The organism is Vibrio penaeicida (assembly GCF_002933855.1).
GTDB classification, from domain to species: Bacteria; Pseudomonadota; Gammaproteobacteria; order Enterobacterales; family Vibrionaceae; genus Vibrio; species Vibrio penaeicida_A.
Window position 1 is genome coordinate 50,056 of record NZ_BFAQ01000011.1, and the last position, 20,913, is coordinate 70,968.

Genomic DNA, 20,913 nt, shown 5'->3' on the forward strand with positions numbered 1-20,913 from the left:
AAGTCTAATCACAAAAGTGAGTACTGCCACAAAAAAACAGGTTTTTTCCATGGTCGTAAAAAGGATGAGACAGAATACGCAGTTGTTGAGCTTTTTGAACTGCCAAAATTTGTCAGGAGAGTTTGGTAAATGCTGTGCAATGCTTCAGACTTTTATTATACTGATTTTTTATACAGTATCTGTGTGAGAGCATTTAGGTAATGGCAAATGATGCGATGAAGAAAATAATTCATGTGGATATGGATTGTTTTTATGCCGCAGTGGAAATGCGCGATAACCCCGCCTATAGAGGGCGACCTCTTGCCGTTGGAGGAAGTGAAAAGCAACGCGGTGTTCTGAGTACGTGTAATTATGAAGCGCGTCGATTTGGTATTCGATCAGCAATGCCAACAGGGCAAGCTTTGAAACTCTGTCCCAATTTGCTGGTGGTGCCGGGGCGGATGCAAGTTTACGTTGATACCTCACGAAAAATACGCGAAATTTTTGAACGGTATACTTCGGTCATTGAACCTCTGTCCCTTGATGAAGCCTATCTGGATGTTACTGAAACTCAAGTTCTTCATGGCAGTGCCACTTTGATAGCGGAGGCGATCCGTTATGACATTTGGAATGAATTAAAATTGACAGCTTCGGCGGGCGTTGCTCCTATCAAATTCCTAGCGAAAGTCGCATCCGACATTAATAAACCGAATGGCTTGTGCGTGATCCCACCAGACAAGGTTCAGGAAACGATTGATTCGCTTACACTTGATAAAATCCCTGGTGTGGGAAAAGTGTCCTTAGAAAAGCTGAATACTGCGGGTTTTTTTACTTGTCGAGATATTCGCAAATCGGATTATCGTTCACTGCTGACCCAATTTGGTCGCCAAGGTGAGTCGTTATGGAAGCGCAGCCAAGGTATTGATAATCGAGAAGTTGTTACTGAGCGCGAGCGAAAATCGGTTGGTGTAGAACGCACTTTTTCCCAAAATATTCGCACGTTTGATGAATGTTGGAAGGTGATTGCAGACAAGCTCTTCCCTGAGTTAGAACATCGTTTAGTGAAAGCATCACCAGAAAAGGCGATCATTAAACAGGGTATAAAAATGAAATTTGCGGATTTTCAGCAAACCACGATAGAGCATATTCATGGTGAATTAGAGCTAGAAGATTTTCGAGGTTTATTAGAAAAGGTACTGCAACGTCAGAAAGGAAGAGAGATTCGTTTGCTCGGGCTGAACGTGATGCTCAAACCCGAACAAGAAGCGAGACAGCTCAGTTTTTTCTGAAAACTTAAATGGCTGCCACTAACTCAAGAACTTCACTAAACGGAGTGCTTTCCAGCCGACCAAACCCTTCCATTTGCCTAGCTTTAAGTCGAGTCGATTCTGGTGTGGTGATCCCGCATAAGAAGCGCGCCAGAGCTTTTGGTGTTGCCTTATCTTTCAATGCATTTTGGTAAGGTGCAATCCAATGCGGGATATTATCTCGTTCATATTCAGCCGAATTTGAAGATGGCAATGTGGCAACATGCCCGTCGCAAACCGAGCAATGTTGGCAGTTTGAAGGGGCATTTTCATCTGCAAAGTAACGAGCTAGTTGATGGCTTAAGCATCTATCATCCTCAAAGAATGCCACCATCTCCCTAATTCTATTGATTTCGCTGGCTTCTTTTTGTTCGAACAATAGATGCATTTGCTCAGCTAATTCGTGGGGCGATTTCTGAGTGTCCAGTATACGGTAAACGTCGGTGGCTTGTTTGCTTTCTAACTCTATCCAGCCGTTTTCATGAAAGTAGTCCAATGCAGAAACCACTCGGCTTCGCTCTGCTGAGTAGCCTTGCCATAAAGCATCAAAATCCAAGGTGTGCCAAGTCTTGGCTTTGGGAGAGCATTGGAAAATCGCTTCCACAAACTGTTTTCTTTCCCCTTGAAATCGCTGGAAAATCGCGTGTAGATCGACATTTAACTTAAATCGGTAATCAGCGAAATAGGTAAACCTTGGTTCAATGACGTTTTGCAGTTCAAGATAAACCAGTAAGGTCTTCAAAGGAAGTTGACGAATGTTGACCTCTTTTGAAAGCCTATTAAGCATAATGCTCCACTCGTCTGAGTGTTCGTATATCTGCTCAATGACCATTTGAATGGAATGAGCGTCGGGTGTGTCGCCGTATACAAAGTTCTCTAATACTGTTAACCCCGACTTGTCGCCAAGCAAAATACACTGGGAGCTTTGCCCGTCTCGACCCGCTCGACCAATTTCTTGGGAGTAGTTTTCGATAGACTTTGGCAAATCAAAATGAATAACGCGGCGAATGTCGGCTTTATCCACTCCCATTCCAAAGGCTATGGTGGCGACTATGCAAGGAACATGACCTTGCATAAATGCATGTTGTATGCGCTCGCGATCTTCGCTTTTTAAACCCGCATGGTAAGCCTGAACTTGTACCCCGTGATTACGAAGGAACCCGGCAACTTGTTCAGCCGTTTGCTGCAAAGTGACATAAACAATGGTGGGCTCTGAAGGGGACTCATTGATAATTTTTGCCAACTTTTCCAACCGATCTTCGGCAAGACAAGTTTGAATATTTAAATGCAAGTTAGAACGATAAAATCCCGTAACGGTGATGTGTTCCGGCTGAATGGCAAATTTACTCTGCATGTCTGAGATGACTTGCGGTGTGGCCGTAGCGGTTAACAGTAGCACTTGTGGAATATTCAAAGCTTGTTGGTATTGAGGCAGCTTTAGGTAGTCAGGGCGAAAGTTGTGTCCCCATTCAGAGATACAGTGCGCTTCATCCACGACCATCATAGAGATTGGAACTTGTGAAATGAATTGGCGAAAGCGCTCGTTTTTCAACCTTTCAACTGAAATCATCAGTATTTTTGTTGTCCCATTTCGAACAGACTGCATGATGCGTTGAGTGGTTTCTCTGTCTTGGGTTGAATCGATGGACTCGGCTTCAATGCCTTTACTTTTTAAAAATTGAAGTTGATCCTTTATTAATGCCAATAGCGGTGAGATCACCAAAGTTAAGTGGGGAAGGTGTAAGGCGGGCAGCTGGTAGCAAAGGGATTTACCTGAACCAGTCGGAAAAATTGCCGCACTAGAATGACCTTGCAGCACGTGATTCACTACGTCATTCTGACCTTTTCTTAGCTCGTTAAAGCCGAATACGTGCTGCAAACTTTGGCGAATAGCCTGATTGACCATGTAAAACCTTCCCCTTTCCATATCAATCCGGCTATTCTAACAGGTCCTAAAGTTCTAACAGACTTTAAAGTTCTAACAGCCTCTAGTTTCTAAAAGATCTAAGTTGCTGACAGGCCTAAGCTTGTAGCAGGTCTAGGTTTCTAACAGATCCATGATTCTAATGGTTTTAAGTTTGGTGCATAAAAATATGAATAAGTCTGAGGTTCGGCAGGTATTTCTTGATGAATTACACCGCATACATAAAACAGCGTTAAATGCCGCTCAAACAGCTATTGAATCCGCGACAGATGAAGAGACAGTACCAGAACATAAATACGATACGTTGGCATTAGAAGCGGCGTATCTTGCTCATGGCCAAGCACAGCGAGTCGCTGAGTGTGAAGAGAACATTCGGCTTTATTCTGAGTTAGTGCTTCGAGAATTTAATGAAGACACACCGATTGCTGTATCTGCTTTGGTAAAGCTTGACGATCTTAATGGAAATGAGAGCTGGTATTTCATCGCCCCCACGGCTGGTGGAACGACTGTCGAATTTAATGGTGAGCCGATAGCAAGTGTGACATTAAAGGCACCTTTAGGGCAGCAGCTGAAAGGAAAGTATCTGGGCGACGAAATACAATTGTTGGCTGGAAATCTACAGACCAACTTTGAAGTCGTTGAGCTGTTATAACAAATTACTGACAATTCACCCATTAACTTTGTTAGCTTGATTATTCTGTTAGCGAAAATTGAACATGGGTCTATTTTGAGGTGACTATGTATATCAAATGGATAGGGTTAGCACTGCTAACAATAAGTACTTACTCTCATGCTTCGCAATGTAAGGTCGATGTCGAAAATGAAGTCCATTTAGATGGAAATCGAGTAGAGGTTTACCAGAAAGGGGAAGCAAAGGTTCTAATAGATAAAGACAATAATGTCTTTATTAATGGTGAGAAGTTAGCGCTCGATGAATGGCAGCATCAGGCTGTAGACTCGTACCGTGAAAAAATGAACGAATATGTGCCAAGAGCCAAAGACATTGCTAATAACGGCGCTGATCTCGCAAAGGACATTGTTGATGATGTCAGCGCCAGTTTTAACGACAGTCAAGCGTTCAATAATGTGAAATCTGCCATCGATGATTTTTACACTGATCTCGAATCTCGCTACTACCAAGACGGGGAATTTGTTCTTAAGGAAAATGCGTTTGGTGATGCCTTCAGTAATTGGAAGAATGACTTTGATGGTGCGATGGAAAAGTTTAATGGGGAGTTTTTCTCCAGCGCGTTTTCTGCTTTGTCTGAAAAAATGAAGACGGAAGGCGGTATTAATTTTACTGAATTGCAAAAGCAGTTGGGTTCACTAAAAGATACGCTGAAAGAAAAGATTGAAGGGCAGTCGGAGGAGATTCGCAAAGAAGCTCAGCAATACTGTGAACAGCTAAAAGATGTGGCGGGTGAAGAACAAAAACTGCATGAGAAAATACCAGCTCTAAAAGACTACCCAGTATTCTTAATCTAATACTTTCAATACTACAAAACAGACAACAAAGGGGAGCGAATAGCTCCCCTTTCTCTATTTAGTTACCTGTGTTGATTCAGTAAATCGTTATTGCCCCGCATTCAGTTGGTCTAATTTATTACCTACAGGTACTGAGAAGTTGAAGCCATCGTGTTGGTCCCAGTTAATAGACCATGTCATCACGCCACCAAAACTTGGATACAGCTTAGCAGGCACAACCGTGCTGCATTTCGTGCCTTTAATTAAGCAGTCGAGCGCATCATAGATGTTTTGGACTGGAGCTTGACCAGAGTTAGCACTGCTAGGACCAGATGGTAAACCAATGGCTACCTGATCGTCACGTAACGGAGCGAACTGAGTACCATCAGCCAGTTTAAACCCTTCAACGAGCATTTTTGCTGACGCTACCATCATATCAACGGAACCTTCAGGGGCAGCACCTGGCATGTATGGGTTAGGCAAACCACCATTGTTGTATAGCTGAACATGAAGCAAGTCTAGTGTGTCACGAACTTGGTCAATCACTGGAATGTAAGCACCCCAAATACCAGTGTACGCGATCATTCCTCCTTGAACATATGGGTGCTCAGGTGCCATTGTTAGGTACATATCACCACCAGTATTCGCTTCTATCGCTTTAAGAGCACGACCTAAACGAGCCTGTATTTGAGAGCCATGTAATAGGTTTGAACCACTTTCTAAGTCAACGTCCAACCCGTCGAAGCCCCACTCTTTGATGATGCTTGTTAAGCTGTTCACAAAGTTGGTTTCATCTTGGTCAGTGTTTAAGGTAATTGTCCCTTCAGCACCGCCTAAAGACAGAACAAAGATTTTCCCTTTGGCTTGCAGCGCTGCCATATCTTGCTTGAACTGAGCTGGATCGAGTGCAGGGCAAGAACTGTGGATATCACCTGAATACAAGTTGAAGTGAACAGTACCGTCGCTGTTACGATCGTTATCTGCAAACGCAATGTCAATAATATCCCAACGCTCAGACATATCAGCCAAACGAAGTGGACAGCCTGAACCGTTCACAAAATTATGCCAGTAACCAATAAGGTTATGTTTCTTGGCGACTTGCTCAACCGCATTAACAGTAACACCGGATGAAACCGCGCTGTTTCCAGAGGAATCTTTGGCAATAACAGTTAGGGTGTAGTTACCGATTGCAGCAGGTGTCCAATTTACGCTGTAAGGTGCAGTAGTGTCCGATGAAATAACAGAGCCATTAACCAAGAAATCAACGCTTTGAACTGTACCTGTTAAGCTGGTTGCGTCCGCGCTGATTGCCGTTGATTTACCGACGCCAACGGTACTTCCGTTTGCGGGAGAAGTGAGTCGGGTAACAACGGGTTGGTCACTCACGGTAACCAAAGCACTTGCTTCGCCTGTTGAGCCACCGTTATCAGTGGCGATGGCTTTCACCGTGGTTTCACCTACGGCCGTTGCTTGCCAATTAACGGTGTATGGTGCTTGAGTATCAATACCTAAACTGGTGTTGTTTGCAAAGAATTCAACTTGCGTTACGTTTCCGTCTGCATCACTCGCTTGCGCATTTACCGTTACGGTTGAGCCAGCGAGAATAACATCACCAGTAGAAGGTGCTGTTAAGGTGACTTCTGGGGCTGCACTGCATGCACCTAACCCAGTCCATGCTTCTTTCCAGTATTCACCCACTCCCGGTTCGTATGCCCACGCTGAGTTGGATGAACACCAACCAGCAACGTCACAACGGTATTTCTGGTTAGCATTTTCGACCAACGCACCTGCGCTGTATGCAGTGCCTGCAACATAAGGCGTAGCATCAGCACAACCACCAGAGGACGCCGACTTCACATTCACAGATACCTCTTGGCTAGCTGTTGAAAGGTTGTCGTTATCTGTTGCCTTAGCAGAAACAGTATGAGCACCAGCTTGAGCTGTCCAGTTATGTTCAAATGGCGCTGCTGTGTCTGTCGCAACAAGGTTGCTGTCCACATAGAATTCGACTTGTGTAACTGTGCCATCGGTATCTGCTGCATTAGCGGATAGAGTCAGTACGTCACCTTGAGTGACAGATTCAGAACCTGTTGGGGATGTTAGGTCGATACTTGGTGCCACCAATCCACCTGCCGGCGCTACCTGTATTAGAACTGTTGATTCGTTCGTTGCGCCTAAGTTGTCGGTCGCAATAGCAGAAATGGTATGGTTGCCTGTTTCCGTCGTCCAATCTAGCGTGTAAGGCGCGGCTGTTGTTACGCCCAAACTTACACCAGACAAGAAAAACTCGACTTGCGCGATGCTGCCATCAATGTCGGAGGCGTTCACTTGTAAACCAATGACTTGGCCCGTTGTTAGCTGAGCATTGTTGAGTGGCGATGTAATGCTCACTTCAGGAGATGCGTTGAAACCACCACACGCACCTAGCCATTTCCATTCTTGCCAATCACCAGAGTGAGTTGCTGGCGAGTTCCCCTGCGACCACCATCTTGCCTGATACGCGTTGTTATCTTGTTGAACCTTTCCGTCCGTAGAGTAGGCGCCATCTGGCTGCCAAACTGGCAGTGTTCTACAATCGACCGTTGCCGCTTGAACAGCACTGGTCAAGCTTAAAGCGGACAGTATTGCACCGCTGATAATTGTCCTTTTCATTTCTTCTCCCGTCTTAAAAAGTATGGGGATATACGACTGCCCCCAGAACTTGCTCAAGCAGCCTAATATGACGGCTTACGTCATTTCTGAAAGGTTGCTTGGGTATAAAGTGCTTAATTTATAAACGCACAAAGTCTCTATTTATTAGACGGAGAGTTAAACAATGTCATTGTTAGGATATTGAATTAATTGCAAAACTAGATTGAATATCACAGAGAAATATTCTGAGGTTCTTGAGTTTCAGTATGTTTTCGAGGCACTTCACCTTAATTTGTTCGGAAAATTTCATGTGTATTTTTGATTCGTCGCCTGAAGGAGAATACTTTTCGACGCAATTCTATATTTTTAGACCAATTGTTTGTAATTTGTGCGTTCGAATGGGTATTACTGCTGCATGCTCTTGTTATTGCCTGTGTAAAACACTATTGTACTAGCCAACTAGTTCGCAAGTGTGTCAGTAGCGTAGTATGGCAAATACAAGAGAAAATTTTGGATCGAGATTGGGCTTCGTGTTGGCGGCAGCTGGTGCAGCGGTAGGTCTTGGAAATATATGGGGTTTCCCCACTCAGGCTGCGAGTAATGGGGGCGGTGCATTTTTAATGGTGTACCTCTTCATGATCCTTGTCGTGGCTTTTCCTATGTTGGTTGTTGAAATGGCGATAGGACGTCATGGTCAAGCCAACCCAGTCGATAGTATGAAGTCACTTACGGAGAACCCGCTAGGTAAAAAAGTCGGAGGCTTAGTCGGTTGGATTGGTCTTAGCGTACCAAGTGCCGTTCTTGCTTTTTATTCCATCGTGGGTGGGTGGTTAATCTGTTTCTTGTTAGGGGCGATAACCGAGCTGTTCGGTTTTGCGTCCGTAGCTCAATGGTTTAAAGGCTTTAGCGTTGAAAGAAACCTGTTTGGAACATTGGTTTTTTATGTTCTGACTATTTTGATTGTTCAAGGTGGGGTTAAGCAGGGGATAGAAAAGTGGTCGACTCGATTAATGCCCGCGCTGTTTGTTTTGTTTGCATTGCTTTTCGTCTACATCATGATGCAATCAGGTGCGGTAGAAGGGCTTAAGCATTATTTGATTCCTGACTTCGAAAAAATTTGGGATAGAAAACTGATTCTGGCGGCAATGGGACAAGGCTTTTTCTCACTGACGATTGGTGGGTGTTCGATGCTCATTTATGGTTCATACCTGAGCAAAAAAGAAAATCTGCCTAAAATGGCAATGAATGTCACGCTGGTGGATACCGCGGTCGCTTTCATCGCTGGTTTAGTGGTTTTGCCTGCGATGTTCGTTGCCATGCAAAAAGGCGTACAGATTTATGCAGAAGATGGTTCTTTACTGAGCTCTGATACTTTAGTTTTCACTGTTCTGCCTTTGATGTTCGAAAGCCTTGGTTTGCTTGGTCAGCTGTTTGCGATCATTTTCTTCTTACTTCTTACAATTGCAGCGCTCACGTCATCTATCTCCATGCTGGAGTGCCCAGTCGCTTTGGTGAGTGAACGTTTGGAATCGAAACGCAGCACCACAAGCTGGATATTAGGCGGTTTAATTGCACTGTTTAGTGTCGTCATTGTATTTAATTTTGGTGAGCTGTTTGGATTGGTTGCAATGGTTGCGACTCAATATTTACAGCCTACCGCTGCATTAATGTTCTGCCTGTTTGGTGGATGGGTGTGGAATCGACATTCAAAAATTAAAGAACTCGAACTCGGTAACCCAGACTTTCAATTGGGCTGGTTCGGTAAAATTTGGCCAGCGTACGTGAAGTTTGTTTGCCCAGTGCTTGTCGCTACGGTCATCTGGGCTTCATTTGGTTAATAGAAATTAGAAATAAAAAATGCCGCTCAAGTTTGAACTGAGCGGCATTTTTTTATCTGAACTGTCCAGCATCAGGTAAAAAGTCAAAACCTGCTGTTGCCAATCTCGCTTCCAGCTTGCTTTTATCAATGTCAAAAAATACAACGAGCTTGTCGAGGTCGCCGCCAAAATCATCGCGAAGCTTCATATTTACAATGCTCATCAGCATGACGGGGTCCATTGATTCGTAGTTGGCTAAATTCATTATTTGTCCTCAAAATCCGAAATCAATAAATTAGCTGCAGCAAAAGCGGCTTTCTCACGCACTTCGTTAGGGAGGGCTGTGTCTGATGCTATGTCGTTAAAGGTACGAATTGAACATGCAATCGCGTTCGGCACGTAAGCTTGATCACCACTGCCAATTTGAGCGTACATCTGACGAATGAGTTCACAACAATCGAATACTTTCATAAAGATTACCTAGAAAATGAAAACTGGAGTCAATATACAGAGTTACGATATTCACCTCAATATACAAAAAAACAAACTCAAAATAGGAATTTGTCTTAGCGCAATATGGGGAATGGAGTGATTGTTATTTGAGCATTTTAAGGCAGGGTAAAGTCTCAGATGGCTCCTAAAAGGGGGAGCAGAGCCATCTGAGTAAAACGGTTATGTATTAACTTGAGCCTCTAGCTGCAACACTAAGTCATCAGCAAGCCCTAACTGGGTAGCAAGTTCTTTTAAATAACTTCTTTCCATGAAATTTTGCTCGTCAACGACAAGTAATGACGCGAGATAGACTTCGGCTGCTTGCTCTTTATTGGAGACAGATCGAGCGATGTCTGAAGGATCGAGAGGTTTGTTTAACTCCGATTGAACCAATTGGTTGACTGAATCGTCCGCACCGAGCTCTGTGACGGCTTGTTGAATTTTTAATTGTTCCTGTTCATCAACATGACCATCCGCTTTTGCGGCAGCTATCATAGCTTTTAGAATTAAAATACTGTGTTGATCTTCACTCAACTGAGGTGAAGAAGAGGGAGAAGGGGAAGTATTCCCCGGCTGGCTTTTCTGCCAGTCGTTGTACACTTTAAAAGCCAAAGCACCTAAAGCTGCGGCACTGCCGACTCCTAATGCTTTCTTCCCCATTTTACGGGACTTTTTGGATCCCATGAGTAACCCAATTAAACCACCTCCTACTGCACCAGCTCCTAATGTTGCTAACTGGCTTTTGTCTTGACCTAGCTTTTGCGCACTGTTTCCGAGACTTTGTGCACTTTGGCTAAGAGTTTGACTGCCTTGTTTCATCAAATCAGAATTTAGTGCTTGGTTTAATAGGCTTTTGAGATCCATACTCGACTCCGTTTTAAACAACAAACCCAGAATACGTTTCGCAATATGAATTAAAGATGAATGGTGGTCAGAAAAGAAAAAAGAGCAACAATGTTGCTCCTTTGGAAGATTTCGAACTGATGAAAGAAGTCAGTGAATTGTATTAGGCAAGTTGCGCTTGAATATGCTCTATGATGTTATCGATAGCTACAGCTGTTTTCTCACCTTTACGGCGGTTTTTATATTCGAAGTTACCTTCGTCCATACTGCGATCACCGATAACGATAGTATGAGGAACACCCACCAGCTCGATATCCGAGAACATGACACCTGGGCGCTCTTTACGATCATCAAACAGGACTTCAATGCCTGCTGCGGTTAGTTCAGCGTACAGTTTTTCTGCTGCTTCCTTAACACGTTCTGATTTGTGCATGTTCATAGGAACAATGGCAACTTGGAATGGTGCGATAGCATCTGGCCAAATAATGCCGTGTTTGTCGTGGTTTTGTTCTATTGCAGAAGCAACAACACGAGTAACACCAATGCCATAACAACCCATTTCTAGAATGGTATTTTTACCATCAGGACCAAGCACGCCACAATTCATCTTCTCTGAGTAGCTTTTACCTAGCTGGAAAATATGGCCGACTTCGATACCGCGCTTCAGCTGAATTGTGCCTTGACCGCATGGGCTAGGATCGCCTTCGACAACGTTACGTAGGTCTTCGACTTGTCCAAGCTCGACATCACGACCCCAGTTAATACCGAAGTAGTGTTTGTCATCAATGTTTGCACCCGCACCAAAATCGCTCATTGCAGCAACGCTACGATCAACGATGAACGGCAATTCAAGACCAACTGGACCTAAAGAACCTGGACCCGCTCCAATCAGTGCGCGAATTTCTTCTTCAGTCGCCATCTCTAAAGGAGAGGCAACTTGCGCTAGGTTTTCCGCTTTAATCTCGTTAAGCTCGTGGTCACCGCGAATAATAAGCGCAATGATGTCTGCTTCAACTTCGTCAGACGCTTTTACAAATAGCGTCTTAACCGTCTTTTCAATGGCTAGATCAAATTGTTCAACTAGTTCTGCAATGGTTTTTGCATTTGGTGTATCCACCATTGCCATTTCTTGAGTTGGCGCTGCACGTTCTGTTGCTGGGGCGAGTGCCTCTGCTTTTTCAATGTTTGCCGCGTAATCCGACTCTGAAGAGAAAGCGATGAGGTCTTCCCCGCTTTCTGCCAAAACGTGGAATTCGTGGGAACCGTTACCACCAATAGCGCCTGTATCGGCAAGAACAGGACGGTAGTTAAGGCCCATGCGATCGAACGCTTTACAATAGGCGTCGTGCATGGCTTCGTAAGATTTCTGTAGGCCGTCTTTATCGATATCGAAGCTGTACGCGTCCATCATAGAGAATTCGCGTGAACGCATAACACCGAAGCGAGGGCGTCTTTCATCACGGAACTTAGTTTGAATTTGGTACAGGTTTAGCGGAAGTTGCTTGTAAGAATTCACTTCGTTACGCACTAGGCTTGTAATGACTTCTTCAGCAGTAGGGCTAAGTACAAACGGACGTTCATGGCGATCAGTAAGGCGAAGAAGTTCAGCGCCCATCTTTTCGCTGCGGCCTGTTTCTTCCCATAGTTCAAACGGCTGGACAACGGGCATCAAAGTTTCAACTGCACCTGCATTGTTGATTTCTTGACGAACGATGTTTTCGACTTTACGCAATACACGTAGACCAGTAGGCAGCCAGGTGTATAAACCTGAAGCCAGCTTACGGATCATACCTGCACGTAGCATGAGCTGGTGGCTCACTACTTCTGCGTCGTTTGGAGTCTCCTTCAGAGTAGAAAGAAGATAGTTACTGGTACGCATTAAATTTATCCGTTTATCAAAGTTAGATACTCAAGCCGGAGTAGGCTGGAGTATAGGTTTCCCATTCAAGGATGTAGGGTCAATAACCCCAGTTAAGCCGCTTATGATATCAGCCAATTGTGATTGTCAAAAGTGTTCAATTGCCCTGACGACCACTAAGTTGTTGTTGACTGTAAATTTCACGTTTAAATCGAACAAATTAACGGCATATTCTCTGTCGTCTTGTTTGTTTTTCTTGTATGCAGGTCGAGGATCTTGCCCTAAAACCTCGGTGACCACTTGGTAAATTTGCGTGCGATTTGGATGAGTGTCCAATACTTCACATGCCGCAGCGAGAAAACTGACTTCTAACGTTTCAGGTTCTTGGTCTGCGTAACCGCCAGTGGCATTTGGAATCGAGTCGGAGTAGGGGATATAAGGCTTGATGTCCATAATGGGGGTTCCATCGACTAAATCGACACTTCCCAGTTCCAAATATACCTGATCTCCCTCTTTAGTTACGCCTTTGAGCTCTACTGCAGACATACCCATTCCGTTTGGTCGAAATGTTGAGCGCGAGGCGAATACGCCGATTCTTTCATTGCCACCTAATCGCGGAGGACGAACGGTTGGCTTCCAACCTGCGGACAAATTTTGGTCAAACAGAAAAAGTAGCCAAATGTGGCTAAATTGCTCAATTCCTCTGATTGCTTCAGGTGAATTTGCTTTTCCACATAAACGAATTCGAGCTGTCGAGTGTGGCGCTAACCTTGGCTGGCGCGGGACTGCGAACTTTTCTTTGTATGGGGATTCAACAAAACCAATAGGAGAAATAGTGTGATTCATGGTCGGAAATGGAGAGTAGTAATTCAGGAACTAAATGGAACATAACACAAAAAAAACTTGCATTCTCAATTGAGAATCGTTATCAATGTGTTTTGTTATAACATAACGGTTAAGATTTTTTGGAGTTTAACAAATGAAACCGAATATTCATCCTGATTACAGAACAGTTGTATTTCACGATACAAGTGTAGATAAGTACTTTTTGATTGGTTCAACCCTACAAACGGATCGCACCATTGAATGGGAAGATGGCAATACTTACCCATATTACACGCTAGATGTTTCGTCTGAATCACACCCTTTCTATACGGGTAAACAGCGCGTTGTTAATAAAGAAGGTCGAGTGGCCAACTTTAACCGTCGTTTTGGCGGGATGAAATCTGTAGCAAAAGAAGAGGTAAGTGAGTAATGAAAGTTCTAAGTTCTTTGAAAAGTGCGAAACAACGTCACCCAGATTGCCAGATCGTGAAACGCCGTGGTCGTGTTTACGTGATTTGCAAAACAAACCCTCGCTTTAAAGCGGTTCAGGGAAAAGTGAAAAAGCGCAAATAGAAATGCAATAAGTTTCTTAATTGTGTATTTGATATGTCGTAAGTTATAAGATTATTGGATGATTAGTTTAAATAAAATCGTGAAATTGGTTTTAAATTTGTTAATGATTCACTTTTTGTAACACTTATGACTTTAATTTGCTCTCCATGTAACGTAATCTCCGCGTGCTTTTTTGATAGGTATGTCAAAAAGGTTAGGAATTACTACAAGGAGGGAACAGATGAGTTCATCTGCTTCAAATACACAATATCCACCTAAAAAGTCACTATTTACACGTTTTCTTGATGGTGTGGAATATTTGGGGAACCTATTGCCCCATCCGATTACTTTATTCGCTATATTCTGTGTCGCTATTCTGGTTATGTCCGGTATTGCGGGGTACTTTGAAGTCTCCGTAATGGATCCGCGCCCAGAAGGGGCAAAGGGTCGTGCTGCGGACGGCATGATTCAAGTTGTAAGCCTGCTTAATGCAGAAGGCTTGCAACTTATCGTGACTAACCTCGTTAAAAACTTTGTTGGTTTTGCACCGTTAGGAACCGTATTGGTTGCTATGTTGGGTGTCGCGATTGCTGAACATTCTGGTCTACTTTCTGCAGCAATGCGTGGCATGGTTATGGGTGCTTCTAAGCGCATGGTAACCTTCACGGTTGTTTTCGCTGGTATCATTTCCAATACTGCTTCAGAGCTTGGCTACGTGGTACTTATTCCACTAGCGGCAATGCTTTTCCATTCTTTAGGTCGTCACCCTTTGGCAGGCTTGGCAGCAGCATTCGCTGGTGTATCGGGTGGTTACTCAGCAAACCTACTTATCGGTACTGTTGATCCGTTGCTTTCAGGTATTACTGAAACTGCAGCGCAAATGATTGACCCAACATATTCCGTTGGTCCTGAATCAAACTGGTATTTCATGTTTGTTTCTACCTTCTTTATCTCTATAACTGGTGCATTTGTTACCGAGAAAATTGTTGAGCCTAAGTTAGGTAAATACAATTCAGAAGAAGCGTCTGAAGATCTGTCTAAAGATGAAATGGGCAAACTGAGTGCACAAGAGAAAAAAGGCCTGAAGTTGGCCGGTCTTGCTGTTCTTGCGGTGAGTGCTCTACTAGCATGGACTATCGTGCCTGAAAACGGCGTTTTACGTAACCCAGTAACGGGTGAAGTAGCGGGTTCACCTTTCCTAAAAAGTATCGTTGCGTTTATCTTCGTTTTCTTCGCTATTCCGGGTTTTGTCTACGGTAAAGTTGTAGGCACAATGAAAACGGATCGTGATGTTATCGATGCGATGGCGAAATCTATGTCATCAATGGGCATGTACATCGTACTCGTGTTCTTTGCTGCTCAGTTTGTTGCTTTCTTTAAGTGGACTAACTTTGGTCAGGTATTTGCGGTTGCGGGTGCAGACTTCTTGCAGAGCGTAGGTTTAACGGGTCCTATGTTGTTCTTCGCATTTATTCTAATGTGTGGTTTCATCAACTTGATGATCGGTTCTGCTTCTGCTCAGTGGGCTGTAACAGCACCTATCTTCGTTCCAATGCTTATGCTGGTGGGCTACGCTCCTGAAACGATTCAAGCGGCTTACCGTATTGGTGATTCTACGACGAACATCATTACTCCGATGATGAGTTACTTTGGTCTGATTTTGGCTGTTGCGACTCGCTACATGAAGAACTTAGGTATTGGTACGCTTATCGCGACCATGTTGCCGTACTCGATCTGCTTCTTAGTGGGTTGGAGTTTCTTGTTCTATATCTGGGTATTCGTATTTGGTTTGCCAGTTGGTCCTGGCGCAGCGACTTACTATACGCCATAACGAACAACTGTATTGATAACGAAAGCCGAAGCAATTGCTTCGGCTTTTTGTTTTTATTTTATTCAATTACGAGCAACAAACCCTACTTATGCAAGATTACTCGTCTTGGTTATGCGTGGAAAACACAAAGGTATGCCCTTTTTCGTTGAATGCATACACATCGTATTGATCTTTCTTATCGCCATATTCCATGCCTGGCGACCCTAAAGGCATCCCTGGAACGGCGAGCCCCATCGCTTGTTTGGGCGGGTTTTCTAGAAAAGCTTTTATGTCACTTGCAGGAATATGACCCTCAAACACAAAGCCTTGAATTTCTGAGGTATGGCATGAAGCTAACTCTGGAGACACACCAAGCTTTTGTTTTACGGGATTAAGGTTTTTGTGGTCTTTTACATCCACATCAAAACCTGATTCTTTCATGTGTTTCACCCATTCTGAGCAGCATCCGCAATATGGAGATTTATGGGTGACGACCTGAGCCGCCATTGCTGAAGCAGATGTAAGCATTCCGAGTGTAAGTATAAAGCGGGAGATTTTCATAGTTCACCTCATATTATGGTTTATTTTGTGTCGAACAATCGCAAGCGGTTGGCGTTACTCACAACGGTGATTGATGAGAGTGCCATAGCAGCACCAGCAACAACTGGGCTGAGTAAAAATCCAAAAGCAGGGAAAAGTGCACCAGCGGCAATGGGAATGCCTAATGTGTTGTAAATAAAGGCGCCAAATAGGTTTTGTTTCATATTCCTCACAGTCGCTTTCGAGAGCTTGATGGCTTTTGCAACCGTAAGAGGTGACGCGTTCAGAAGTGTCATTTGTGCACTTTCTATGGCTAAATCAGAACCACCACCCATAGCCATACTAACGTTAGCTAAAGCAAGGGCTGGGGCATCATTTATACCGTCACCCACCATCGCAACAGAGAAACCTTGCGCTTGCAAAGATTGAATATGAGAAGCTTTTTGATCGGGCAACACATCAGCAATGACATGATCTATTTTCAGTTCTTTGGCGACAGATTCGGCTACGGTTGTGTTATCGCCAGAGAGCATGGCAACTTTTATTCCCATCTCGTGAAGTAGAGATACCGCGTTTTTAGCGTCAGGTTTAATGGCATCTGCAATGAATATTTTGGCCGCTGGTTGGTTATCGACCAGAACAAATACTTCGGTAAACTCACCTTCAATTTGGTTAGTAACGTTTGGAAAATCTGCTTTAGCTTCAATGAATTTTCGGTTACCAACGTCAATTTGCTGATTATTCACGATCGCAGACAATCCGAGCCCACGATGATTCTGAAAACGTTCAGTAGAAAGTCCGTTGTTTTGATGCTTTTCTGCGAATTGACACAGGGCTTTAGCTAGCGGATGTTCTGAAGCATTCTCCACTGCAAAGATCAAAGGAAGTAAGCTTTCTGGCGTCCAGCTGTCTAAATAATGAGCACTGACCACACTTGGTCGACCTTCAGTCAGTGTGCCCGTTTTATCAAACACCACCATATCCACTTTACTGGCTTGTTGAAGTACATCGGCATCTTTGATTAGGACGCCCATTTCAGCAGCTTTACCTATACCAACAGTAACGGAAAGAGGGGTGGCAAGCCCTAAGGCACAAGGGCAGGCAATAATAAGAACCGTAGTCGCCACAATGAGCATGTAGCTGGCTTTAGGGTCAGGACCAACTGCAAACCAAATCAATGACGCTCCTATAGCGATTGATACGACGATAGGAACAAACACGGCAGAAATGGAGTCGGCAAGTTTGGCTATTTGTGGTTTACTGCTTTGCGCTTGACGAACGAGAGAGACAATACGAGCAAGCATAGTGTTTTCTCCGATTGTCGTCGCTTCAATGACCAAGGATCCATCTTGGTTGAGTGTGCCTGCGGATACCGTGTCTTCAACTTTCTTTGTTTTGGGAACTGGTTCACCTGTTAACATCGATTCATCAATGTAGCTTTCACCTTGGACAATGACACCGTCGACGGGAATTTTTGCGCCCGGTTGGATGCGCAGCCTCATGCCCTTTATGACAGCCTGAAGCGGCAGCTCTTTTTCTGAACCATCAGCATGAATGACGATCGCTGTCTCGGGTTGCAAGTTTATCAATGCTTCGAGTGAGCGGGTGGTTTTTGCCTTTGCTTTAGCTTCTATAAAGTGACCTAACGAAATTAAACCAATGATCATGGCACTGGCTTCGAAGTACACATGTCGCGAAGCCGGGGGAAGCCACTCAGGAAAAAGAACGACGATCATAGAAAATAGCCAAGCAGCACCTGTACCTAGCGCGACCAAAGTATCCATGGTAGCGCGTTTGTGTTGCAGCGATTTCCATGCATTAACGAAGAAATGCTTGCCTGGTACGGCGAGGAGCCATAAACACAATAACCCTATAACACCCCATACCCACTGATCTTGCGAATGGCGAATCATCATGTTGCCGCCCAAAACACCCCATATCATCAGCGGAGCACCGATAGAGAGTGAAAGCAGAGACGCCTTTTTGTGGTGCGTCATAACTTGAGCTGATAACAACGCTTGTTGTTCTCGTCGATCTTGTTCGTTGGTTACCACTTCGGCACCGTAACCGGCATTTTTAACGGAATGGATCAGCTTTTCACTGGTGTCGCTCGAATTGTCATGAACAAAAACTAATGCAGATTGTTCTGCGAGGTTTACTTGTACCTTTTGAGCTGCATCGACGTTCATTAGCGCTTTTTCGACAGAAGATACACAGCTCGCGCAGGTCAATCCTGTTAGCGTTAGTTGAATGGTATTAAGAGCTTCGGATTCCGAGTGCGGTTTGGGCGGAGTTACACGACTCTGCGAGATATCATTTTTTGGACTCTCTTCTTCGAAAGCGCTTCTTGCTGATTCACTATCAACATCAACCGTATCATGGCTCTTCAATGGAGAGGCGGAGTAGCCTGTGTTTTCAACAATCTCTACGATGTCGCGTTCATTTAAAAGACCAACAACTGTGGCTTTCGTTTTTGTTACTTCAAAGCGCGCAATGTGAGAATGTTGTGCAAATTCTTGCTCTAATTTCTTAACACATTTCCCACAATTTAAACCGGATAGCCTAACCTCAGTTTGAACTCCTGCTTGATAGTCTAAACTTTCAATTGAAAGAAAGAGTGCACTTAACGGAGCTGAGCTAACAAGATTGACTTGGTCTTTATCAATTGATATCACGGATGTGTCTGGGATTTTGAGCAAAGCTTTTTCTACTTTCTTTGCACACCCCATGCAGTTCAATCCGTGTAGTGAGATTGAGTAGTCAGTCATAGCGCTTCTCGTCAGATTTTTGATGAGTGCTGAGCATAAACCTTCCATCAAGGGGAAGGTCAACAAGCGTTACATATTTTCTGGGAATGGATTTCTCCCTTATGGATATCAGGAGGCAGTATGAAAGGTTTTTATTTAGTAGCGTGCATTGTAGGAACCGTGGTTCCTTACTCAGCCTTGCTCTCTTGGCTTGGAGAGTTTGGTTTTTCAATTTCTCTCATCATCGAGCACATCAACAGCAATAAAATAGGGTTATTTGCGTGGTTGGACGTATTGATTTCTGCGGCTGTTCTTATTGGATTTATATTGTACGACAGTAAAAAAATTGGCTTTACTCAACCTTGGAAACCCATTTTGGGTACGTGCCTTGTGGGGGTATCTCTTGGGTTGCCTTTGTACCTTCTACTCCGTGAGATGCACCAAGAAACTCAAATGGCACTCCAAAGCACGTCTTAACTCGCCATTCATCTTCATTTTTCCCCATTGTACAATTGCAATTGGGTGTTAAAATGTCGCCAATTTCTATCCTTATTTACGCGGTACCCTATTGGGTGCCGCTTTTAAACACCCAAAGGAAATCCCATGACGGTTAAAACTCGTTTTGCTCCTAGCCCAACAGGCTATCTGCATGTCGGTGGTGCGCGTACCGCACTTTACTCTTGGTTATTTGCAAAGAATCAGGGCGGCGAATTCGTTCTGCGTATCGAAGATACCGATTTGGAGCGTAACTCTCAGGAAGCCGTTGATGCGATTCTAGAAGGTATGAAATGGCTTGGTTTAGAGTGGAATGAAGGTCCTTACTTCCAGTCTAAGCGTTTTGATCGTTATAACGAGCAAGTAGATAAATTGCTTGCTGAAGATAAAGCTTACAAGTGCTATGCATCGAAAGAGCTTCTTGACGAGATTCGTGAAGAACAAGAAGCAAACAAAGAAATGCCTCGTTACGATGCAAATCACCCAAAAATTAAAGCTGCAAATGAAGCTGCGAAAGACGGTGATCCGTGTGTAGTACGCTTCCGCAATCCAAAAGAAGGAAGTGTTGTTTTTGATGACCAAATCCGTGGTCGTATCGAAATCAGCAATGACCAAATGGATGATCTTATCATCCGCCGTACCGATGGTTCGCCAACATATAACTTTGTTGTTGTTGTAGACGATTGGGATATGGGTATTACACATGTTGTTCGTGGTGAAGACCACATCAACAATACCCCTCGTCAAATCAACATTTATGAAGCATTGGGTGCGCCAGTTCCTACGTTTGCTCATTGTGCAATGATTCTTGGTGACGATGGGGCAAAACTGTCAAAACGTCATGGTGCAGTTTCTGTAATGCAATACCGCGACGAAGGTTACCTTCCAAATGCGTTGAACAACTACCTTGTTCGCCTTGGTTGGTCTCATGGTGATCAGGAAATTTTCTCACAAGAAGAGATGATTAAGCTGTTTAGCCTTGACGCGATTTCTAAATCAGCTTCAGCATTTAACACTGAAAAACTGCATTGGTTGAACAACCATTATATTAAAACGTCTGATCCAGCATATGTCGCAGAGCACCTTCAGTGGTACCTAGAGAATCAAAACTTAAGCACTGAAAATGGTCCGGCAATCACAAATGTAATCACTTTGGTTGGTGAGCGTTGCAATACGTTGGTAGAACTTGCAGAGCAAATCCGTTACTTCTACGAAGATTTCTCTGAGTTTGAAGCGGGCGCTGCGAAGAAGCATTTACGTGGTGTTGCAAAAGGCCCATTGGAGCTAGCGCTTGCAAAAGTGGAAGCGTTAGAAGATTGGACAACAGCAAATATCAAAGAAGGTGTTATCTCAGCGGTTTGTGAAGAGCTAGAAATTGGTATGGGTAAAATCGGTATGCCACTTCGAGTTGCGGTAACTGGTGGTGGCCAATCACCATCGGTTGATGCGGTTATGGAACTGATCGGTAAAGATCGTGTTGTTGCACGTATCAAAATGGCATTAGCATTTATTGCAGAACGTGAAGCAAACGCGTAGTTGAAGTACTTCAACGAAAAAGACCGCTATTATGCGGTCTTTTTTTATTTCAAATGCAACTCTCGCTGTACCTAGTATCTTGAGGCGACTTGG

18 protein-coding genes are annotated in these 20,913 nt (G+C 44.0%); 9 read left to right on the top strand and 9 right to left on the bottom strand.

Going from position 1 to position 20,913, the window contains the following annotated elements; genetic code table 11:
* The first annotated feature begins 200 nt into the window (after window positions 1-200).
* Window positions 201-1,268 carry a DNA polymerase IV gene (dinB, locus tag VPNCDNU1_RS03730; RefSeq protein WP_104399125.1) on the top strand — a complete coding sequence of 356 codons (1,068 nt, stop codon included), beginning with the start codon at window positions 201-203 and terminating at the stop codon, window positions 1,266-1,268.
* 4 nt (window positions 1,269-1,272) lie between these two features.
* Here the strand turns inward: dinB and VPNCDNU1_RS03735 are convergent, their stop codons facing one another.
* Window positions 1,273-3,192, bottom strand: coding sequence for a RecQ family ATP-dependent DNA helicase (locus VPNCDNU1_RS03735; protein WP_104399126.1), 1,920 nt, complete (start codon window positions 3,190-3,192; stop codon window positions 1,273-1,275).
* 187 nt (window positions 3,193-3,379) lie between these two features.
* On the opposite strand from VPNCDNU1_RS03735, the gene VPNCDNU1_RS03740 reads away from it, so the two are divergent.
* Window positions 3,380-3,862 (top strand): transcription elongation factor, encoded by a 483-nt coding sequence (locus tag VPNCDNU1_RS03740; protein ID WP_104399427.1) that lies wholly within the window; start codon window positions 3,380-3,382, stop codon window positions 3,860-3,862.
* 86 nt (window positions 3,863-3,948) lie between these two features.
* The gene (locus VPNCDNU1_RS03745) at window positions 3,949-4,695 is read left to right on the top strand and encodes a YggN family protein (RefSeq protein WP_104399127.1); all 747 of its coding nucleotides are present in this window, start codon (window positions 3,949-3,951) and stop codon (window positions 4,693-4,695) included.
* 87 nt (window positions 4,696-4,782) lie between these two features.
* On the opposite strand, the gene VPNCDNU1_RS03750 is transcribed toward VPNCDNU1_RS03745, so the two are convergent.
* On the bottom strand, window positions 4,783-7,326 hold the full coding sequence (locus VPNCDNU1_RS03750; RefSeq protein WP_104399128.1) for an Ig-like domain-containing protein: 2,544 nt from the start codon (window positions 7,324-7,326) through the stop codon (window positions 4,783-4,785).
* Between the two features lie 467 nt (window positions 7,327-7,793).
* Between VPNCDNU1_RS03750 and VPNCDNU1_RS03755 the strand changes: the two genes are divergently transcribed.
* Window positions 7,794-9,143 (top strand): sodium-dependent transporter, encoded by a 1,350-nt coding sequence (locus VPNCDNU1_RS03755; RefSeq protein ID WP_104399129.1) that lies wholly within the window; start codon window positions 7,794-7,796, stop codon window positions 9,141-9,143.
* Window positions 9,144-9,195: 52 nt separating this feature from the next.
* Here VPNCDNU1_RS03755 and VPNCDNU1_RS03760 read toward each other — a convergent pair whose 3' ends face one another.
* The 5 genes from VPNCDNU1_RS03760 to tsaA all read right to left on the bottom strand — a co-directional run bounded on the left by VPNCDNU1_RS03760 (window position 9,196) and on the right by tsaA (window position 13,161).
* On the bottom strand, window positions 9,196-9,387 hold the full coding sequence (locus VPNCDNU1_RS03760) for a DUF4250 domain-containing protein (protein ID WP_104399130.1): 192 nt from the start codon (window positions 9,385-9,387) through the stop codon (window positions 9,196-9,198).
* Window positions 9,387-9,593, bottom strand: a complete 207-nt coding sequence (locus VPNCDNU1_RS03765) for a YaeP family protein (RefSeq protein WP_104399131.1) — start codon at window positions 9,591-9,593, stop codon at window positions 9,387-9,389. The genes VPNCDNU1_RS03760 and VPNCDNU1_RS03765 overlap by 1 nt, the downstream gene beginning before the upstream one ends.
* A gap of 201 nt (window positions 9,594-9,794) precedes the next feature.
* Entirely contained in the window at window positions 9,795-10,478 is a 684-nt protein-coding gene (locus VPNCDNU1_RS03770) for a tellurite resistance TerB family protein (RefSeq protein ID WP_104399132.1), read from the bottom strand.
* A 142-nt stretch (window positions 10,479-10,620) separates the two neighbouring features.
* A complete protein-coding gene (locus VPNCDNU1_RS03775; protein WP_104399133.1) occupies window positions 10,621-12,336 on the bottom strand; it encodes a proline--tRNA ligase in 1,716 nt (571 codons plus the stop codon).
* A 126-nt stretch (window positions 12,337-12,462) separates the two neighbouring features.
* Window positions 12,463-13,161: a tRNA (N6-threonylcarbamoyladenosine(37)-N6)-methyltransferase TrmO gene (gene tsaA, locus VPNCDNU1_RS03780; RefSeq protein ID WP_104399134.1), complete on the bottom strand. Its 699-nt coding sequence runs from the start codon at window positions 13,159-13,161 to the stop codon at window positions 12,463-12,465.
* Between the two features lie 133 nt (window positions 13,162-13,294).
* On the opposite strand from tsaA, the gene VPNCDNU1_RS03785 reads away from it, so the two are divergent.
* From VPNCDNU1_RS03785 to VPNCDNU1_RS03795, 3 genes are all read left to right on the top strand, one after another.
* On the top strand, window positions 13,295-13,570 hold the full coding sequence (locus tag VPNCDNU1_RS03785) for a type B 50S ribosomal protein L31 (RefSeq protein ID WP_101113438.1): 276 nt from the start codon (window positions 13,295-13,297) through the stop codon (window positions 13,568-13,570).
* A complete protein-coding gene (gene ykgO / locus VPNCDNU1_RS03790; protein ID WP_004401614.1) occupies window positions 13,570-13,713 on the top strand; it encodes a type B 50S ribosomal protein L36 in 144 nt (47 codons plus the stop codon). The genes VPNCDNU1_RS03785 and ykgO overlap by 1 nt, the downstream gene beginning before the upstream one ends.
* 220 nt (window positions 13,714-13,933) lie before the next feature.
* Entirely contained in the window at window positions 13,934-15,523 is a 1,590-nt protein-coding gene (locus VPNCDNU1_RS03795) for an AbgT family transporter (protein ID WP_104399135.1), read from the top strand.
* Between the two features lie 96 nt (window positions 15,524-15,619).
* Here VPNCDNU1_RS03795 and VPNCDNU1_RS03800 read toward each other — a convergent pair whose 3' ends face one another.
* Both VPNCDNU1_RS03800 and VPNCDNU1_RS03805 read right to left on the bottom strand, forming a co-directional pair.
* Window positions 15,620-16,063, bottom strand: coding sequence for a DUF411 domain-containing protein (locus VPNCDNU1_RS03800; protein ID WP_104399136.1), 444 nt, complete (start codon window positions 16,061-16,063; stop codon window positions 15,620-15,622).
* A 20-nt stretch (window positions 16,064-16,083) separates the two neighbouring features.
* Window positions 16,084-18,810, bottom strand: coding sequence for a copper-translocating P-type ATPase (locus VPNCDNU1_RS03805; RefSeq protein ID WP_104399137.1), 2,727 nt, complete (start codon window positions 18,808-18,810; stop codon window positions 16,084-16,086).
* A gap of 120 nt (window positions 18,811-18,930) precedes the next feature.
* Between VPNCDNU1_RS03805 and VPNCDNU1_RS03810 the strand changes: the two genes are divergently transcribed.
* A complete protein-coding gene (locus VPNCDNU1_RS03810; RefSeq protein ID WP_101113442.1) occupies window positions 18,931-19,266 on the top strand; it encodes a DUF2834 domain-containing protein in 336 nt (111 codons plus the stop codon).
* Window positions 19,267-19,392: 126 nt separating this feature from the next.
* A complete protein-coding gene (gene gltX / locus VPNCDNU1_RS03815; RefSeq protein WP_104399138.1) occupies window positions 19,393-20,820 on the top strand; it encodes a glutamate--tRNA ligase in 1,428 nt (475 codons plus the stop codon).
* The last annotated feature ends 93 nt before the right edge of the window (window positions 20,821-20,913 follow it).

Bases quoted from the DNA above. Each gene is read 5' to 3' on its own strand.
- dinB (WP_104399125.1), top strand. From the start codon at position 201: ATGGCAAATGATGCGATGAAGAAAATAATTCATGTGGATATGGATTGT.
- VPNCDNU1_RS03735 (WP_104399126.1), bottom strand. From the start codon at position 3,192: ATGGTCAATCAGGCTATTCGCCAAAGTTTGCAGCACGTATTCGGCTTT.
- VPNCDNU1_RS03740 (WP_104399427.1), top strand. From the start codon at position 3,380: ATGAATAAGTCTGAGGTTCGGCAGGTATTTCTTGATGAATTACACCGC.
- VPNCDNU1_RS03745 (WP_104399127.1), top strand. From the start codon at position 3,949: ATGTATATCAAATGGATAGGGTTAGCACTGCTAACAATAAGTACTTAC.
- VPNCDNU1_RS03750 (WP_104399128.1), bottom strand. From the start codon at position 7,326: ATGAAAAGGACAATTATCAGCGGTGCAATACTGTCCGCTTTAAGCTTG.
- VPNCDNU1_RS03755 (WP_104399129.1), top strand. From the start codon at position 7,794: ATGGCAAATACAAGAGAAAATTTTGGATCGAGATTGGGCTTCGTGTTG.
- VPNCDNU1_RS03760 (WP_104399130.1), bottom strand. From the start codon at position 9,387: ATGAATTTAGCCAACTACGAATCAATGGACCCCGTCATGCTGATGAGC.
- VPNCDNU1_RS03765 (WP_104399131.1), bottom strand. From the start codon at position 9,593: ATGAAAGTATTCGATTGTTGTGAACTCATTCGTCAGATGTACGCTCAA.
- VPNCDNU1_RS03770 (WP_104399132.1), bottom strand. From the start codon at position 10,478: ATGGATCTCAAAAGCCTATTAAACCAAGCACTAAATTCTGATTTGATG.
- VPNCDNU1_RS03775 (WP_104399133.1), bottom strand. From the start codon at position 12,336: ATGCGTACCAGTAACTATCTTCTTTCTACTCTGAAGGAGACTCCAAAC.
- tsaA (WP_104399134.1), bottom strand. From the start codon at position 13,161: ATGAATCACACTATTTCTCCTATTGGTTTTGTTGAATCCCCATACAAA.
- VPNCDNU1_RS03785 (WP_101113438.1), top strand. From the start codon at position 13,295: ATGAAACCGAATATTCATCCTGATTACAGAACAGTTGTATTTCACGAT.
- ykgO (WP_004401614.1), top strand. From the start codon at position 13,570: ATGAAAGTTCTAAGTTCTTTGAAAAGTGCGAAACAACGTCACCCAGAT.
- VPNCDNU1_RS03795 (WP_104399135.1), top strand. From the start codon at position 13,934: ATGAGTTCATCTGCTTCAAATACACAATATCCACCTAAAAAGTCACTA.
- VPNCDNU1_RS03800 (WP_104399136.1), bottom strand. From the start codon at position 16,063: ATGAAAATCTCCCGCTTTATACTTACACTCGGAATGCTTACATCTGCT.
- VPNCDNU1_RS03805 (WP_104399137.1), bottom strand. From the start codon at position 18,810: ATGACTGACTACTCAATCTCACTACACGGATTGAACTGCATGGGGTGT.
- VPNCDNU1_RS03810 (WP_101113442.1), top strand. From the start codon at position 18,931: ATGAAAGGTTTTTATTTAGTAGCGTGCATTGTAGGAACCGTGGTTCCT.
- gltX (WP_104399138.1), top strand. From the start codon at position 19,393: ATGACGGTTAAAACTCGTTTTGCTCCTAGCCCAACAGGCTATCTGCAT.